18 protein-coding genes are annotated in these 16,975 nt (G+C 51.2%); 10 read left to right on the forward strand and 8 right to left on the reverse strand.

Annotated elements, in window-relative coordinates:
- Window positions 1-9 precede the first annotated feature (9 nt).
- Window positions 10-2,913, reverse strand: a complete 2,904-nt coding sequence (locus HNQ57_RS12615; protein ID WP_184463477.1) for a choice-of-anchor I family protein — start codon at window positions 2,911-2,913, stop codon at window positions 10-12.
- Window positions 2,914-3,089: 176 nt separating this feature from the next.
- Window positions 3,090-4,310 carry an argininosuccinate synthase gene (locus HNQ57_RS12620; protein WP_184463478.1) on the reverse strand — a complete coding sequence of 407 codons (1,221 nt, stop codon included), beginning with the start codon at window positions 4,308-4,310 and terminating at the stop codon, window positions 3,090-3,092.
- A 228-nt stretch (window positions 4,311-4,538) separates the two neighbouring features.
- Here HNQ57_RS12620 and HNQ57_RS12625 point away from each other — a divergent pair, with 228 nt between their 5' ends.
- From HNQ57_RS12625 to HNQ57_RS12660, 8 genes are all read left to right on the forward strand, one after another.
- Window positions 4,539-5,621 carry an ABC transporter ATP-binding protein gene (locus tag HNQ57_RS12625; RefSeq protein ID WP_184463479.1) on the forward strand — a complete coding sequence of 361 codons (1,083 nt, stop codon included), beginning with the start codon at window positions 4,539-4,541 and terminating at the stop codon, window positions 5,619-5,621.
- 16 nt (window positions 5,622-5,637) lie between these two features.
- Complete coding sequence (locus HNQ57_RS12630; protein ID WP_184463480.1) at window positions 5,638-6,537, forward strand: ABC transporter permease; 900 nt, start codon at window positions 5,638-5,640, stop codon at window positions 6,535-6,537.
- The gene (locus tag HNQ57_RS12635) at window positions 6,527-7,303 is read left to right on the forward strand and encodes an ABC transporter permease (RefSeq protein ID WP_184463481.1); all 777 of its coding nucleotides are present in this window, start codon (window positions 6,527-6,529) and stop codon (window positions 7,301-7,303) included. The genes HNQ57_RS12630 and HNQ57_RS12635 overlap by 11 nt, the downstream gene beginning before the upstream one ends.
- A gap of 29 nt (window positions 7,304-7,332) precedes the next feature.
- Window positions 7,333-8,391 (forward strand): polyamine ABC transporter substrate-binding protein, encoded by a 1,059-nt coding sequence (locus HNQ57_RS12640; protein WP_226968298.1) that lies wholly within the window; start codon window positions 7,333-7,335, stop codon window positions 8,389-8,391.
- Between the two features lie 113 nt (window positions 8,392-8,504).
- Complete coding sequence (locus HNQ57_RS12645; protein ID WP_184463482.1) at window positions 8,505-8,789, forward strand: ComEA family DNA-binding protein; 285 nt, start codon at window positions 8,505-8,507, stop codon at window positions 8,787-8,789.
- Window positions 8,790-8,969: 180 nt separating this feature from the next.
- Window positions 8,970-10,004 (forward strand): dihydroorotase, encoded by a 1,035-nt coding sequence (gene pyrC, locus HNQ57_RS12650; protein ID WP_184463483.1) that lies wholly within the window; start codon window positions 8,970-8,972, stop codon window positions 10,002-10,004.
- Between the two features lie 7 nt (window positions 10,005-10,011).
- Window positions 10,012-10,644 carry a ribonuclease T gene (gene rnt / locus HNQ57_RS12655; protein WP_184463485.1) on the forward strand — a complete coding sequence of 211 codons (633 nt, stop codon included), beginning with the start codon at window positions 10,012-10,014 and terminating at the stop codon, window positions 10,642-10,644.
- Between the two features lie 99 nt (window positions 10,645-10,743).
- A complete protein-coding gene (locus HNQ57_RS12660) occupies window positions 10,744-11,328 on the forward strand; it encodes a superoxide dismutase (protein WP_184463487.1) in 585 nt (194 codons plus the stop codon).
- Between the two features lie 167 nt (window positions 11,329-11,495).
- Here the strand turns inward: HNQ57_RS12660 and HNQ57_RS12665 are convergent, their stop codons facing one another.
- Window positions 11,496-12,098, reverse strand: a complete 603-nt coding sequence (locus tag HNQ57_RS12665) for a peroxiredoxin (protein ID WP_184463489.1) — start codon at window positions 12,096-12,098, stop codon at window positions 11,496-11,498.
- 236 nt (window positions 12,099-12,334) lie between these two features.
- On the opposite strand from HNQ57_RS12665, the gene HNQ57_RS12670 reads away from it, so the two are divergent.
- Both HNQ57_RS12670 and bfr read left to right on the forward strand, forming a co-directional pair.
- Window positions 12,335-12,532 carry a bacterioferritin-associated ferredoxin gene (locus HNQ57_RS12670; RefSeq protein WP_184463491.1) on the forward strand — a complete coding sequence of 66 codons (198 nt, stop codon included), beginning with the start codon at window positions 12,335-12,337 and terminating at the stop codon, window positions 12,530-12,532.
- Between the two features lie 232 nt (window positions 12,533-12,764).
- Complete coding sequence (bfr, locus tag HNQ57_RS12675) at window positions 12,765-13,241, forward strand: bacterioferritin (RefSeq protein WP_184463493.1); 477 nt, start codon at window positions 12,765-12,767, stop codon at window positions 13,239-13,241.
- 45 nt (window positions 13,242-13,286) lie between these two features.
- On the opposite strand, the gene HNQ57_RS12680 is transcribed toward bfr, so the two are convergent.
- The 5 genes from HNQ57_RS12680 to grxD form a co-directional block, all read right to left on the reverse strand.
- Window positions 13,287-13,745, reverse strand: a complete 459-nt coding sequence (locus tag HNQ57_RS12680) for a hotdog fold domain-containing protein (RefSeq protein WP_184463495.1) — start codon at window positions 13,743-13,745, stop codon at window positions 13,287-13,289.
- Between the two features lie 111 nt (window positions 13,746-13,856).
- On the reverse strand, window positions 13,857-14,624 hold the full coding sequence (locus HNQ57_RS18190) for a PepSY domain-containing protein (RefSeq protein WP_184463497.1): 768 nt from the start codon (window positions 14,622-14,624) through the stop codon (window positions 13,857-13,859).
- Window positions 14,625-14,627: 3 nt separating this feature from the next.
- On the reverse strand, window positions 14,628-15,149 hold the full coding sequence (locus HNQ57_RS12690; RefSeq protein WP_184463499.1) for an FMN-binding protein: 522 nt from the start codon (window positions 15,147-15,149) through the stop codon (window positions 14,628-14,630).
- 92 nt (window positions 15,150-15,241) lie between these two features.
- On the reverse strand, window positions 15,242-16,429 hold the full coding sequence (locus HNQ57_RS12695; RefSeq protein WP_184463501.1) for a porin: 1,188 nt from the start codon (window positions 16,427-16,429) through the stop codon (window positions 15,242-15,244).
- Window positions 16,430-16,641: 212 nt separating this feature from the next.
- Window positions 16,642-16,974, reverse strand: a complete 333-nt coding sequence (grxD, locus tag HNQ57_RS12700) for a Grx4 family monothiol glutaredoxin (RefSeq protein WP_184463503.1) — start codon at window positions 16,972-16,974, stop codon at window positions 16,642-16,644.
- Between the last annotated feature and the right edge of the window lies 1 nt (window position 16,975).

Here is a 16,975-nt window from a genome sequence, read left to right on the forward strand (position 1 = left end):
TTCTAAAACTTAGTTGGTGCTCGCACCCGAGTTCAACTCAAATATCCGCACGTTATCACTCTCGGCGTTCGCCACACCAAGATAGGCTTTACTATCGATAAAGAACGTCGTGATGCCGTCCGCGCCCTTATCACCAGTTGCTGCGCCAAAGTCGCGATTGTTCACGTACTGCACAAACTGAACGCCCAGTGGTGAGGTAATATCGTAAATCGCAATACCACCGGCACGCTGCAAACTCACAAAAGCATAAATCCGGCTGAGGCTAGACACCAGGGCAATGCTCTTGGGCGCCGCACCATTGAAGGGGCTTGCAGTGTCGGCATCATTAAAGTTCGCACCTAAGCTAGCCGCCGTTACCATAGCGAGGTCGCTACCTGAATCAAACAACAATTCGCCCTGTTCATTCCAGATCGCAAACGAGCGCGCACCAAAAGCAGTGATTTCATCAACATCGTTGTCGTTGTCAGTATCGCCGTCTTCACTACTCACCTTGAGATCACCCAGCATGGCAGGGTCTGCAGCAGCCGTTGCGCTTGGGTTGCCATTATCAACCGCGAGGTCACTGGCATTTACCTGATCGCTATAGGCGGAGTAGGTGCGTGGACGACCTTCGTTAGCAGTAATAAAATAGTTTTTATTGGCGAAACGATAGGCACCAATACCGTCTGGCTGGTACAGGCCGTAAACCCCAGGCCAACCGCGAATATCGACTGCATTATCTGCTTTTACGTCTAACTCATTGCCTTTAACGCCGAAGTCTTTACTGCCCAAAGCAACAATACGATCAATACTATTATCGGCCAAATTGATAATGGCCACCGCGTTGTTTTCTTGCAGGGTAACAAACAGTTTGGTGTTATCTAGTGCGACGGCTATATGTTCTGGCTCGAGATCTTGCGCAACAGTTGCACCAGAGTAGACTCTGACGCCGGCGGGCAATTCCTGCGCTCGAATACCATTGGCATTAAACTCGGCGAAGCTAATTTCTTCGACTTCTGCAACATCAACCCCATCCCTGAGATCGATAACTGAAATACTGCCCTCGGGGTCATTGCTGAAGTCATCACTTGGCTGGCCTTCATTGGCAACTAGAATGCGACTGCCAAGCAAGTCAAAAATCGCCATTTTGGGCGACGCGCCAACCTCAAAGGTGGTCACTAGGCTAAGGTCAGATAATAAATAGAGCGCCACAATGCCCTTCGCTTGCGGATCGTCATTATCCAGCGCCACTGCAACATAAAGACCCGCGGTAGTTACCCATTTAGGTGCACCGATTGTAATACCCGCATCAGTCGCCGCTGCCGCTAGATCGAGGGTCGCCGGCGTCGCCGACACCGGTACAAGCGGATCAGTAACATCTAAAACATCTACGCTGTTGTTCTGACCGTTCACCGCAAATAAGCGCTTATTCGTGCTATCACCTGCCACTGTTACTGCATTATTCACAGCAAAAGAAGCTGATTTAGTGTAATCCAAACTTGCCTCGACTGGCGCGGAGGAAGTCACGACAAAGGCGCCAATCGGCAATACCTTTACTATGCTGCTAAGCCCGGTAATACCGTAATTATTGTCGTTCAGCACCACCGCAAAATTGGCGTCCAACAGTGCAAAACCTTCAATATTCTCAGCCAGCGGACTAATGCCTTTGGGTAGTGGCATAGTGAGCGAATCAAAGCCCAGCTGTTTGGTAATAAATTTGACGTCGGTCGGAAGGCCCGTCTGCTCCAAGCTTGGGCTTGTTGCCTCCTGATCCCAAGGGCCAGCTAAAATATTGGTCGCATTGGCAAGGTTGAGGCGGTAAAACTTACTCACGGTCTTGGCCTGCTCAACCACAATCACGTGATCAGTATCGATGGCGATGGCTTCATTTATAGTCACGTCGCTTTGCGCTACAAAATTATCGCCGTCGAGATCACCCTTGTTCTCGCTTCGCGACTTAATCGCAAATTGCGATGGCGCATCTAAACGATAAAGGTACTCGCCAGCCATTTCTTTCGCTGTGCCATCAGCATTTAATTCAACTTTAGCTACCCGCACAACACGTGACTCAGCTGTGCCATTGGTGGGATTGTCCAAAGGTCCCTGCATAAAGAAATACAGGTATTTGTTGTCTGGGCTCAGCGCTAAGGCTTCAATGCCGCGATCAATTGCACGTCGTTCAAAAATGGCGGGAATAATATCGCCGCTGACGGGGTAGTTTGCGCCAGCTAGCTGACCCACTAAGTCCGCAGGCACTTGTCGCTCTAAAATTTCGCCCGTACTGCTTACCAGCAATAAGCTGGGGCCGTATTCGTCGGCAACCCAAAAATTACCATTATCCAAACGCACCAATGCCTCGGGATCAATCCCGTCGACACTGCGTGTTAATTCATTGCCTTGTTTATCATAAGGCGTCTCTACATAGGCACTGGAAAAGGGGTTAGGCAGGCCATTGATTGGGCTGCCACCGCTGCCGGTGAGGGTAATGACTTCTGACTGTTCTAACTTTAAAGCCGTACCAATACCACTGAGTTTCCATTTAATAATTTGCGGCGAATAGTCACTGATAGCAAAGACAGTACCTGGATTGCCATCACAAAAATTAGCAATGCCCGTCACGGCTTCGCTGTCGGCACAATCAATCGTCGGGCCGCGATCTGTGATGGTATAAAAGACGTCGTTAGGTGCGTTTAGTGGTCGAAAGGCGCCACTGCCAATAGCCAAGTTGAGGCTTTTGCTATTTCCAATTGTGGTTCCCTTTGAAAATTCGACACTACCAAGAGATTCGTTGATCGTAAATTGTCGAGAATTAGGCTCTGTGCCTCGGAAGCCCCGATTATCGTTTTTACCACTGCAAGCACTGGTGGCAATGATGCCGATGGCGAGCGACAGCGCCCAGAGTTTACGTCCGTACATCTGCGATTCAAAAATCATCAATAGCATCCCAATTTACAATTCGGGCCAGCGCCAACAATACCGGCATTTTGACAGCGCGACTGAATGTGTAAATCAGGCACCATCACGATAGTAATCATTAAAGTAGAAGCTCTAAAATAAAAGCCTTTTAAATCAAAAAGGGGCTGTAATGGCCCCTTTTTCTAACGAATAAATTACAGCTGAGAGCGGCCTTTATTCGCGGCAATGCGCAAGCGCAGGGCATTTAGCTTAATAAAGCCTTCTGCATCTTTTTGGTTGTACGCGCCGGCGTCGTCTTCGAAGGTGGCAATTTTCTCGTCAAAGAGCGAATTGTCAGACTTACGACCCACTACGACCACATTTCCTTTATAGAGTTTCAAGCGTACCACGCCGTTAACAAAACCCTGTGACTCATCAATAGCGGACTGTAGCATACGGCGTTCTGGGCTGAACCAATAGCCGTTATAGATGAGTTTTGCATAACGGGGCATTAATTCATCTTTTAAGTGTGCCGCTTCGCGGTCGAGGGTAATCGACTCAATGGCGCGGTGAGCGCGCAGCATAATAGTGCCGCCTGGGGTTTCGTAACAGCCCCGCGATTTCATGCCCACGTAGCGGTTTTCGACCAAGTCCAAACGGCCAATACCGTTGTCGCCACCAATTTTATTCAGTGTCGCCAGCATAGTAGCGGGGCTCAGCGCCTCGCCGTTTAAGGTCACTGGATCGCCGTTTTCGTAGCCGATTTCGATATAGGTTGGGGTATCTGGCGCAGCTTCAGGGCTAACTGACCAACGCCACATGTCTTCTTCTGGCTCCCAGAACGGATCTTCCAAATTGCCGCCCTCGTAAGAGATGTGCAGCAGGTTAGCGTCCATGGAGTAAGGCGATTTTTTCTTCTTGCCAGCAAAATCAACGGGGATATTGCGCTCGGCGCAATAGGCCATCAAGGTTTCACGGGACGTCAAATCCCATTCGCGCCAGGGCGCAATGACTTTAATACCGGGCTTTAGCGAGTATGCACCCAGTTCAAAGCGAACTTGATCGTTGCCTTTGCCGGTAGCGCCATGGGAAATCGCGTCGGCGCCGGTTTCATTGGCTATTTCAATTAAACGCTTGGCAATCAGCGGGCGGGCAATAGAGGTGCCGAGCAAATACTCGCCCTCGTAAATCGCATTAGCGCGGAACATGGGGTAAACGAAATCGCGCACATACTCTTCGCGCAGGTCGTCGATGTAAATTTCTTGCACACCCAGCGCCTTGGCTTTTGCGCGGGCGGGCTCCACTTCTTCACCCTGACCAATATCGGCGGTAAAGGTCACCACTTCACATTTGTAGGTATCTTGCAGCCACCTGACAATCACTGAGGTGTCTAGGCCACCTGAATAAGCCAAGACTACTTTATTGATATCCGACATTTATCACTCCGCTGAAGCCCTCGCAAAACGCTGTGCCTGCGAGATTAAAAAAAGACCGCCATTTTAGCGGTCTTTGCCCCGCTACGCCATGCCAGCTTGCGCCTTCTGCCCAGATCGGCCAAAAAGCGGTAAAACTATTGAAATGAATGCGCTCTGGGCTATTGACGGCAAGGCTATTGCTGGCAAAAAATAGCGCAAATTCAACATCCCGACGGAAGCCCCCTCGCCGTGCTAGAGATTAACGCTGTTTCCCGTAGCTTCGGCGATTTTGTCGCGCTCGATAATGTCAGTTTGCATATCCAAGCCGGGGAGTTTTTCACCCTGCTTGGCCCCTCTGGCTGCGGCAAAACCACCTTATTACGGCTAATCGCCGGTTTTGACCAAGCCGACAGCGGGCAAATTCTACTCGACGGCAAGTCCCTGTGCGCGTTACCGCCTGAGCTGCGCCCGGTTCACACGGTATTTCAAAGCTATGCGCTATTCCCCCACATGACCGTGGCCGAGAATATCGCGTTCCCCTTGCGCATGGCCAAAATGAGCAAGTCCGAGATTGCCCATCGCGTGGCGGAGGTGCTCGACGATGTGCGCCTGCCCGACAAGGCCAATCATTGCCCCGATGCGCTGTCCGGCGGCCAAAAGCAGCGCATTGCCATCGCCCGCGCCCTGGTAAACCGGCCCCGCCTGTTGCTATTGGACGAACCGCTATCGGCACTGGACGCCAAACTGCGCGAGCAAATGCAAATTGAGCTAATCAACCTGCAAAAGGAAGTGGGCATCACCTTTGTATACGTGACTCACGATCAGGGCGAGGCGCTGGCCCTATCCCACCGCATTGCGGTGATGAACAAGGGCGAGATCAGTCAAATTGACGAGCCTTCGGTACTCTATAGCTATCCCGACAATCGCTTTGTGGCTGATTTTATCGGCCAGTGCAATATTCTCGACGCCAAAGTAGTCAGCAGCGATGCACAAAAGGTGAGCATTGCCGTAGCGGGCCTTGGCGAATTGACCGCCACTGCCAACCCTGAAATCACCTTTAATAGTGGCGATAGCTGCGCACTTACCCTGCGCCCCGAAAAAATTCGCCTCGCCGCCACACTTGAGGCAGGCTCCGATGAAGTCCTGTTCAGCGGCAAGGTTCACGACATGCTGTATTTAGGTGATGTGACCGTCTACATCATTGAACTCGCCAACGGTGTGTTGATCGAGGCGATGCTGGCTAACGATGCCCCCGGTCGCACCCGTTTATTTGACACTGGCGACGCCGTGCAAATTGCCTGGCGTATCGACGCCGGCCACTTGGTCCCGTAAGCCAGTGCAGACCTTAATGAATCGCGCCGAACGCCTCCGCAATCACTTAATGGCGCTGCCACCGGCGCTCTATCTATTGCTGTTCTTTGCCGTGCCCAGCGTAATGATGCTCTTTGCCTCATTCCGCTATCCCGGCGAATACGGCGGCCTAGCCCCGTGGTATTACATTGAAGATGGGCAGCTCAGTCTCGATTTCACCCTAGAGAATTGGCTGCGCCTGTTCGAGTCGGGGATTTACCTCGGCCTATTATTTAAATCCTTGGGCTATGCGCTGCTGACCACCCTTATTTGCACGATTATGGCCTACCCCTTGGCGCTGATGATTGCCCGCAGTCAAAAGCGGTTTCGGGATCTGCTGCTGCTTTTAGTTATTCTGCCGTTTTGGAGTAATTTTCTGGTACGCATCTACGCGTGGATGATTATTTTCAGCCCCCAAGGCGCGCTAACCATCGGCCTCAACCATGTCACTGGCGCACTCGGCCTCGAGCCGATTAGCCTGATGTTTAGCAGTACCGCCGTCATTACCTGCCTAGTTTATGTGCATTTACCCTTTATGATTTTGCCGCTGTACGCCAATTTAGAGAAACACGATAACCGCCTGCTCGATGCCGCCCAAGACCTTGGCGCAAATCGCTTTCAGTGCTTTTGGTTAATTACCTGGCCGCAGTCACTGCCCGGAATCTATGCTGGCGCGATTTTAGTATTTATTCCCTCGCTGGGGATTTTCGCGATACCAGACCTGCTCGGTGGCACCAATGGCATTATGATAGGCAACGTCATTAAACAGCAGTTTGTCGAATCGCGGGACTGGCCGTTTGGCAGCGTGTTATCGCTCGTCCTCACTGGCATCACCCTCTTACTAGTCTTACTTGCCGCGAAACTCGGCAAGACCGGGGGTGCTAACAGTGGTACATAATCGCCCCAGTAAAACCCTCGTCAGCGCTGGCGTTTTGGTTTATCTATTTCTCTACATCCCGCTCGCGGTAGTCGTGATTTTTTCTTTCAACGACTCCAAGCTCAATGCCGAGTGGGTGGGCTTTACGTGGAAGTGGTATGAAAAACTCATCCACAACGAAAATATTTTGCGGGCGGCAGGCAACTCACTGATTATTGCCATCATCAGCGCCGCCATGGCCACTGTGCTCGGCACCCTAGCAGGCCTGGCCATCCATCGTGGCCGCCAGAAATGGCTGCCGGCACTGGTACTTGGCCCCATTGCCATGCCTGATATTTTAATCGGCGTTAGCCTGCTGCTGATGTTTATTTTGCTTAATGTCAGCCTTGGCAGCGTATCGATTATTCTTGCTCACGTTAGTTTTTGCATTGGTTTTGTGGCACTGGCAGTGCAATCGCGCTTGGCGGGCATGGATCAAAGTTTAATTGAGGCGGCTCGCGACCTCGGCGCCAGTCCCTGGCAAAGTTTTAGGCTCATCAGTTTGCCCTTGCTGATGCCCGGCATTATTGCCGGGGCATTAATGGCCTTCACATTATCTATTGACGATTTTGTTATTACCTTCTTTACTGCCGGAGTAGGCAGCTCGACCTTACCACTGGAGATCTATTCAATGGTTAAAATTGCCGTCACCCCAGAAGTGAACGCCGTATCAACCCTGTTGATGTTAGTCACCCTGACCTTGATTACCGTGCTATCGAAAATTTCGCCAACTGTATTGCGACAATAACCCACTCAACCCCTTAAAAGGACGCTATCGTGAAAAAGTTACTGTGCTGTTTTGTGCTGTGCCTTTCGCAATTTGCTATGGCTGAAAAAGCCTTACATCTGTTCAATTGGAACGATTATATTGCCGAAGATACCGTCACCCGTTTTGAGGCCCTGTGCGACTGTAAAGTAGTGCAAGATTATTTCTCAGCTACCGAAGAAATGATGGCCAAACTCCTCGCGGGTGGCGGTGATTACGACGTGGTTATTCCCACCCAAAACGCCGTCGAAGCGCTGGTCAAACAGGGCTTTTTGATGCCATTAGACAAAAGCAAACTCAGTAATATTGGCAATAGTGCGGCGGGCTACATGAACAAGGCTTACGACCCCGGTAATGTTTACTCTCTACCCTACGCCTTTACCACAACGCTAATAGGCTATAACGAGAACAAAATCGCCGAACTGGGCATCGACCCCGCCGACTGGTCGATTATTTTTGACCCCGCCGTACTCACCAAGATCAAAGGCAAGGTTACCGTAATGGACGACGTGGAAGAGCTGTTCGGCGCCGCCTTGAAGTACCTCGGTTACTCTATCAACGACACCGATGAGAAGCACCTCAAAGAAGCCCAAGCGGTTATTCTGAAGGCTAAACCTTATTGGGCTGCATTTAACTCTTCTAGCTACATCAAAGAACTTACGGTTGGTAATATCTGGGTAGCTCACGGCTATTCTAGCGATATGTTTCAAGCCCGCGCCGATGCCGCCGAAGCTAAACGTGATTTCACCGTTAACTTTGTGCTACCGAAGCAAGGCGCCGTATTAGCGCTGGATAATATGGTTATCCCCAAAAAAGCCCGCAGCCCCGAGCTGGCCCATATGTTTATCAACTTTATGATGGACCCGCAAAATGCAGCGGAACTGACAACGATTGTCGGCACCGGCAACCCCAATGCCGCAGCCACCCCCTTCATTGACGAGGATATCCTTAAAATTACGGCGATCTTCCCAACCCCAGAACTACAGGCAAAGCTAGAAACCGTCGCCGCCCGCAATGCCAAGGAGCGCCGTTTAGCCAACAAGCTGTGGACGGAGATCAAGGTTCGCTAAGGACGCATTAAAAACTTTGCAAACCAAGCCGGCTGTTCTACTATTTTAAGCGGCGCAATTGCGCCGCTTAAAATAAACCGTAGCTGTACTCATCAACCAAAGGGAATTTGCTGATGAAAACCTATCTACGCCGCTGGTCGGCACAACTCATATTTTTAAGCAGTCTGCTAATCATCTCTTTTTCTGGCCACGCCCTCGACGTGAATACCGCCAGTGCTGAAGAATTACAAACCCTCAAGGGCATTGGTGAAAAGCGGGCCGAGGCGATTATTGCCTACCGCAATAGCAATGGCCCGTTTAAATCCAACGAGGACCTCTTGGCCGTTCCAGGCATTGGCAGCAGTATTATTACCGCCAATAGCAAGGAGCTGGAGTTTGGTCGCCAAGACCCAAATTGAGCTGAAGGTTTACCCACATAAATTGGGGATAATTCCCCTTACCGGCCCCAAACACCTGCGGCGCGATGCCGTGGGTGTTTATACAAACCCCGAATTCCTGTAGCATTCTGCGCCAGAGCCATTGCTTACCGGCCCGATGCTAGCCAGTATCGCCGCCGCCGACACTGATTAAGGCCTTCCATGCAAACCTTAAAGATTACCCGCCCCGACGACTGGCACATCCACCTGCGCGATGGTGAGGTATTACGCCATACCGTAGCCGACGCTAGCCGCTATTTCGGCCGCGTTATTGTGATGCCTAATTTGACCCCGCCCGTGCGCAATCTGGCCGAAGCCAATGCCTATCGTCAGCGCATTGTGCAGGCATTGCCAGCAACAGGTCACCAACTCGCACCGCTGATGGTTTTGTACCTCACTGACAAAACCACGGTCGCCGACATTGCCGACGCAGCGGCATCTGACACCGTATTTGCCGCCAAACTCTACCCCGCTGGCGCTACCACCAACTCCGACTCTGGCGTGACCAGTATCGAAAATCTCTATCCGGTTCTGGCCGCCATGGAAAAACACGGGCTACCACTGCTGGTTCACGGCGAAGTCACCGACGCCGATATCGATATTTTTGACCGTGAAGCTCGCTTTATAGATCGCCACCTGACGCCTATCGCCGCGAATTTTCCGGCGCTAAAAATGGTGTTAGAACACATTACGACCGCTGACGCAGCCCAGTTCGTGAGCGCGGCCAGCGACAATATTGCCGCCACCATTACCGCTCACCATTTGCTGTACAACCGCAACCATATGCTCGCTGGTGGTATTCGGCCGCATTATTACTGTTTGCCGATATTAAAACGCAACACCCATCAGCAAGCCTTAATTAGCGCCGCGACCTCGGGCAGCCCAAAATTTTTCCTCGGCACCGACTCTGCGCCCCACGCTAAAAATCGCAAAGAAACCAGCTGTGGCTGCGCAGGCTGTTACACTGCTTACGCGGCAATTGAAATGTACGCCGAGGCCTTTGACGCCGCTGGCGCCCTAGACAAACTCGAAGCCTTCGCCAGTTTTTACGGCGCCGACTTTTATGGACTGCCCCGCAATAGCGACAGCATTACCTTGATCAAACAATCGTGGACCGCCCCTGAGCAACTCCCGCTGGGCAGCGATACTATTTACCCTCTGCGCGGTGGTGAGCAACTCCACTGGCAGATAGGCTGAGACCGACATGGAATTTTGTGATGAAAAATCAATGATCTCGCAGCGGTTTCGCGGCTTCCTACCAGTGGTTATCGATGTTGAAACGGGTGGTTTTAACTGCCAAACCGACGCCGTATTGGAAATAGCCGCAACTTTTTTGCGCATGGACGACTCCGGCCAACTCGAACCCGATGACACCGTCAGTTACAACGTCGAACCATTTGAAGGCGCCAATCTCGAACCCGCCGCCCTTGAATTCACCGGCATCGACCCCCATAACCCTTTACGACAGGCACAAAAAGAAGTGACTGTCATGGGCGAGTTGATGAAGCGAATTCGCCAGCAGGTAAAAGCGAGTGGGTGCACCCGCGCGGTGCTAGTTGGGCACAATGCGCACTTTGATCTTGGCTTTGTATTGGCCGCGATTGAACGCAGCAGCATTAAACGCAATCCCTTCCACCCTTTTTCGGTGATGGATACCGCCAGCCTTTCGGGGCTAGCTTATGGCCACACCGTGCTCGCGAGAGCCTGCCAGCTAGCGGACATCGACTTCGACAACAACGAAGCCCACAGCGCCGCCTACGACGCACTGAAGACTGCCGAATTATTTTGCCAGATCGTCAATCGCTGGCAACAGCTTGGCGGCTGGCGTTGGTCTTGATCTTGCTTTTAAATATTTAAAAGCAGATCGCGGCGGAGAATAACCGCCTTAATACGGTCACAATTTAACCACGCAAACCCACTCTCAGGAGAGAATCCAATGGCTTTTGAATTACCTGCACTGCCCTATGCGAAAGACGCACTGCAACCGCATATCTCTGCAGAAACCCTCGATTTTCACCATGGCAAGCACCACAACGCCTATGTTACTAAACTCAACGAACTGCTTCCCGGTAGCGAGTTTGAAGGCAAAACTCTGGAAGAGATCATCAAAGCTTCTAGCGGCGTGATGTTTAACCAGGCCGCCCAGGTTTGGAACCACACATTCTACTGGAACAGCCTTAGCCCCAACGGCGGCGGCGCACCAACAGGTGACCTCGCAGCAGCCATCGACAAGGCCTTCGGCTCATTTGATGCATTCAAAACCGCATTCAACGCCAAAGCCATGGGTAACTTTGGCTCAGGCTGGACTTGGTTGGTTAAAAACAGCGACGGCAGCCTTGAAATCGTTAACACCGATGACGCCGACACCCCAATCGCTCGCGAAGGTCAAACGCCGCTGATTACTGCCGATGTATGGGAACACGCTTACTACATCGACTACCGCAATGCCCGCCCTAAGTATTTGGAAGAAGGTTTCTGGAACTTGGTTAACTGGGAATTTGCAGCTAAGAACTTCGCTTAACAGCGAAGCTTAGTCGGGCGTCTGAGGTCGGACGTCTAACGCTAAAAGCATAAAAAAAGCCCGGTGCGTTTACACGCACCGGGCTTTTTTACGTCAGACGTCCGACTTCAGACATCCGACTTTCTTCTATCGTCCGACGCCAGACTTCCGACGTCAGACTTATCTCATTACAGCTTGCCTGAGTTCTCTGCCAAGTAAGCAGCAACGCCGTCTGGCGAGGCATTCATACCTTTATCGCCTTTGTTCCAGCCAGCTGGGCAAACTTCGCCGTGCTCTTCGTGGAATTGCAGGGCTTCAACCAAACGCACTAGCTCGTCAATGTTACGGCCCAGTGGCAGGTCATTGATCAGCTGTGAACGCACCTGGCCTTCTTTGTCGATCAGGAAAGCACCGCGGAAAGCAACGCCGCCTTCAGCTTCAACGTCGTAGGCACGGCAGATGTCGTGACGTACGTCAGCAGCCATAGTGTAAGTTACAGGGCCAATGCCGCCGTCTTTAATAGCGGTGTTGCGCCATGCGTTATGAGTGAACTGTGAATCGATAGAAACACTGATCACCTCTACACCCAACTCACGGAATTTGTCCATGCGGTGATCCAATGCGATCAACTCAGAAGGACATACAAACGTGAAATCCAGTGGGTAAAAGAACAATAAAGCGTATTTGCCTTTGGCGGCTTCACTCAGCGTGAAACTGTCAACGATTTCGCCATTACCAAGTACTGCAGCACACGTAAAATCTGGCGCTGGCTTACCGACTAAAACACCCATGTTTATAAACCTCCGGTTTTATATTTGATTTAATTTTTATACCTGAAAAAAAAGATATAAAAGCCTTATTCAGACCGGCAATCATACACCCGCCCCCCGCTCTATCCCATTGAATTTTCTAATCACGACCATAGGATTTGGCTATCGGCATCATATGCCCCACATACAATTGACAAGCATTCTCATTTGCATTATCGTTGCCATTCAATAAAGTGCTGACCGAGATCGAGACCAGTATGTACGTTTGCCTTTGCAAAGGAATTACAGATAAGCATATACGCGACAGCGTTGATGCCGGTGCTGGCAGCTTTCGCGAAGTGCGCCGTCAACTCGATTTAGCCAGCCAATGCGGTAAGTGTGGCATTGTCGCCAGAGAGATTTACGATAGTTATTTGAATAGCTACGACGAAAGCCTCTGTTACGCAGCGGCATAAGCCTCTTTTCATAGAACATCCTCTGACATTCATAAACATTACCCGCACCGTCGAACTGCGTAACGTATCGTCGCGCCTGCGGTGGCAGGAGCCCATCCCCGCAACGATGAAATGCGTTCGGAGCAACGACGCCAAGTCGCATTTGCATCGCCCATCACGCGTTTCAACTTGAATACTCAACAAGCCCAGTCCACACTTATAAAAACCGCCAACCATGCAAAGGATCAAGCTCATGAAAGGTGACAGCAAAGTCATTGCCTATCTTAATAAAGCCCTCGGCAACGAACTCGTCGCAATAAACCAGTACTTTCTGCACTCACGCATGTACAAAGACTGGGGCCTAAAACAGCTAGCCGACCACGAATACCACGAATCCATCGACGAAATGAAACACGCCGACAAACTCATTGAGCGAATATTGTTTCTGGAAGGCCTACCCAATCTGCAAGACCTCGGCAAACTGATGATTGGCGAGAACACCAAGGAAATGCTGGAATGCGATTTAGCCTTGGAGCTAAAGGCCATTCCCGATCTAAAAGACGGCATCAAATATTGCGAGTCGGTTAACGACTATGTAAGCCGTGACTTGTTTGAAGAGATTTTGGAGTCGGAGGAAGAGCACGTTGACTGGCTGGAAACTCAGCTAGGCCTGATTGAGAAAGTGGGTATACAGAATTACCAGCAGTCGATGATGGGCAGCCTGAGCTAAAAAAACTCATGGTCGGACGTCAGACGCCTGACGTCCGACGCCTGACTACTTCATCGGCGACACATGAATTGCAATCTCGGCATCAAACACCACCTCGCCCGCTTCGTTCTTCACCTCTACAATCACCGGCACTGAGCCTTTTTCGCCGGGCACGATCTCACGCATGGTGGCGTAGCCTCGCAACACACCTTTGGCGCGGCCCAAATAACGCACGGTCATACCGGCCGGTATCCAGCGCATACCCTCAGGCAGGGAGGCCATGCTGACCACACCAGCACAGATTTCGGCAAGGTTACACATGGCAATCGCATGCACGCTGCCAATGTGATTATGAATGGCGCGGTGTTCTTTTATGCGAACCACCGCATAGCCAACATCCAATTCTTCAAAGCAGGGTTTAATTGTCGCGAAGTACGGCGCTTTAAGGCAAACCGCCTTGGAAAATGTCCATTTACCGGCGGGATAGGGCGATAGCTTGCGCCACATATTCAGGGTTGAGTTCATTACGGTCACTCCAAGGATAATAAGCTAGACCGTAGCACGAACGAGTGAAATCGCCATTGACCGCCAGCGTGCGCTGCCGCGCAGCGCCGGCCAATGGCGGCTTATTTGTACTTACGAGGGGCGTTTCCAACGTCCAGGTTTACTCAGCCAGACCCATACACCACTCAGCGCGATCAGAAGAAGCGCAATTGCCGCTAAGTCCATAATGTAGACACCGACAGAACCAAACAAGCGGCCGCTGTGTAAATCCAACAGCAGGCGCTCCCAGCTCAAACCACTGCCGCGGTACTGATCTAAAAGGCTGCGCTGAATAGTGGGTGGCGCCAGTGCTGGGGCAGCCCAAGTCACGCCCTCAACACTCATGGCTGAGAACATAAAGCTACGGGGGTCAAAGGCAATCACGCCAGCGGGAGTGCGCAGCAATACCGCCTCGCCATCCAGCGCCAAGGCCTCCGCGCCACGGGGTAAGCCTAGCGACTCGCTAATATCGTCGAGCTTCTCGCCCGCAGGAGTAAAAAGCTGTAGGCGTCCAGCGCATAAAACTGCAATCGTTTCAGGCAACACCACCACACCTAATAACGGGCTACCACAGCTGCCAATTTGGGTTTCCGCCAGATAGAGACCATCACCAAGCTGGCTTAACCAAGCACCGCTGTTAAGGGATTCATTTAAAGGGAAGCTGCGCAGAACCGGCGAGGGAATGCCATAGTGCTTTAATAGCCACGCTTGTTTTAGGGGCTTTTTATCTAGACCCCAGTCGTCACTGTGATTAATGGCAATGCCTGTCACAACCAACACTACAACAAAGAGCGCCGCCACCACGCCAATTCGGCGATGCCAACGCAATAACAACATTCTGAAAATACGATAAGGGCTCACTGCTTATTCCGCTGCGCTAGTGTCAGCTGAAGCTTGTACCGCATCTGCAAGGAGTAATGCAATAAGTGCGACTTGTTTTACCGCTCTAACCGATAAAGTTGCGCCGGTAATACCATCGATATGCTGGCTTAATACATCGCGCTCAGCGAGCGCTGCACCACGAAACTGCTCGGTGAAAAAACTGTGCCGAACCTCCCACCCCCGACTCTCGCGAAAAGCCAGAATTTCGACTTGTGTCACACTTGAGATCGCGCCACCCGAATCAACGACGACGCCGATGGTAATCGGCATTTCCTTGCCGATTTCTTCCAATATCCACGCCGTCCTCAAATCCTGCTGCCAATAGCGCACCCGCAAAAGGGGGAAGTCTTTACCGCGAATCGCCTTTATTCTCGCCTTCAACGCCGGCGTTAACCAAAACACCTTAGACTCCGGCTTGGCATCATCACCAAAACCCAAGTCGAGAAATTCGTCCACTGTTAAATACTGTCCGGCACTGGCGGCCTGTACCAACGGTGTTGTCATACACTGTAGAACTAAGAGCACGCCAAAAATAACAGCAGCGGGCATAAGCCCGCTGCGTCGTGTTGGCATTTTATAATGGCTGATGGCCAATATCAGAAGCTCCAACCTAGACCTAGGTTGATTGAGTCGTCATCTTTAGCGCCGTCTTGCTCAGACACATCCGCTTTAATAACCACGTTTTTGGTCAGCCAGTAGTTAACACCCACATCGACTTGTTCAATCTCGGTGTCAGTACCGCTATTCGCGCGGTTATCCCACTCGCCCTGACGCACAAACACACCGAGCGATGGCGTAAGCTTATAAGAAGCCTCAACATATTGACCTTCCTGCTTGTCACTACCATTGGCAACAAAGCTAGTACCGTCAATATCCCACTCAGCAGCAAGCGCAGTCAGTGTCAAATTCTGCCACTGGTAGCGAGCCTGCAGCTCGATTAAATCGGCTTCGCCATCGTCGCCAGCGCCCTGGGTAACATCTTGCTGGTGCTGATAGGTTGCCGCCAGCTCCAAACCACTAATACCGTTGAAGACCAAACGACCGGTGTAAGCCAGATCTTCTGCGGTTGCATTAGCCGACTTTTGACGACCGCCGCGCACCGCGCCATGCTTAGCTGGATCTGGGTTAAACTCGATTTTCAAACCGCTGTGCAGCGCGGCGTCATAGCGAAGGCCGGGCAGAATTTCGCCGCTGACCATAACACCGGTTTCCCACCACGTAGCAGGCAGAATTTCTTTTTCAACGTTATTACGCTCAACACCGTAAAAAGTGTCTGGCTCGTGAGTTTCGTTCATGATGCCCACTGGCACCAAGAATTGCCCCATCGTCAGCGTATGACCTTGGGTGAAGTCCCACGCGATGTAGGCCTGCTCTAGCTCCAACTCGCCAGGACCGCTGCCATCAGCCGTGTCTTCAACAAAGCCGTGTTCAATTTCGACCTCGGAGAAAAACCGCACGGTATCGCTGAACTGATGACCAACAAACAGAACAAAGCGGTGAGCATCAACTTTGTCATCTTTGTCTTTAAAGTGGTTAAAGTGGTGTTCGCCATAACCGCCGATGGTCGTGCGATTAGCCCAATCGGCAACGGTTGCTGATTTTTCTACCGCATCAGCTGTTGCATTAATTTTGCTGTCGGCTTGCTTTTGCTCGGCGGTCAAACGTTCAATTTCGCGCTGTTGCTTTTTGATCATCTGCCACATTTCGGCATTGCTCGGCGCGGTCTCTGCATACGCAGCAAAGGGTAAGGCAGCAATGGCCGCGGCTAATACGGTCTTTTTCATTGAAAACTCTCCAGTCTCAGTAGCGCGGAATCTCACGGCCCGCTTATTTTTTAAATAAACGCCAAATACAGATGACATCATTGCAAAACGCGGCAAATCATAGCAAGCCTTAATCTAAATGCAAAGCATTCCCATTACTATTTGTAACTGGAGGCATAAAAAAACCCGACAATAGAATCATCGGGTTTTACGAAATTGCGCAGAAACTAGTATTATTCGGCGGCTGGGCTCGCCGCAGTCGTTTCTTGAACCAAGGTTTTCAGTTCGCCACTTTCGTGCATTTCACAAATAATGTCACAGCCGCCAACCAACTCACCAGCAACCCACAGCTGCGGAAACGTCGGCCAATTGGCAAACTCAGGCATTTTTGCACGGATATCAGGGTTAGACAGAATATCCACAAAGGCAAAACGCTCGCCGCATTCCATAAGGGCCTGCGAGGCCCGCGCAGAGAATCCACACTGGGGCTGGTTAGGCGAACCTTTCATATAAAGAATAATAGGATTAGCTGTAATCTGCTGCTTGATTGCTTCAATTGTGTCCATG

Origin of the sequence: Zhongshania antarctica, from assembly GCF_014202945.1 — a bacterium.
GTDB lineage: Bacteria > Pseudomonadota > Gammaproteobacteria > Pseudomonadales > Spongiibacteraceae > Spongiibacter > Spongiibacter antarcticus.